The sequence below is a fragment of the Alteromonas sp. G4i13 genome (assembly GCF_054960505.1).
This window is the reverse complement of sequence record NZ_JBHNYX010000130.1, coordinates 1-434: the sequence shown is the minus strand read 5'-3', so window position 1 is coordinate 434 and position 434 is coordinate 1. Positions and strand designations below refer to the sequence as shown.

Below are 434 nucleotides of genomic sequence, written 5' to 3'. Positions count from 1 at the left end.
GGATCCTTTATTACCGCTAGTGCAACTATTTTAGTAGCCTTAGCAACATATATATGGAAAATTCAGAGAGAAAAAAAAGAAAGTAATCGAACAATAATTTATTTACTCCTTGAGTTACGCAATGTATTTATCAATTCAGTAATTAATACAGATCGCGCGATTGACGGTTACTTGAAGCTGTATTTAGAGAAATTGAATGACCAAGCATTCTCGCCTAAAGATAAATCAGCATTCGAAGCAGAGCTACGAATTGCCCTTGAGAAAGCATTTAATTCGTTAATCATTGATATGAAGGAAGAACTGCGAGTAGATTTCTCCTCTCAGTTTGACAGCGCTATTTTAGAGCTTTCAAAACATGACCCAATACTTGCTTACCGATTGCAGAAAAACATAAAAATTGAAAAAACTTTCGAGGTAATAGAGAATCATCTAAC

At 34.3% G+C, this 434-nt stretch carries 1 pseudogene; it reads left to right on the top strand.

The features are described from left to right. Positions 1-434, top strand: a pseudogene (locus tag ACFI6J_RS21615) (hypothetical protein); the annotation flags it as partial.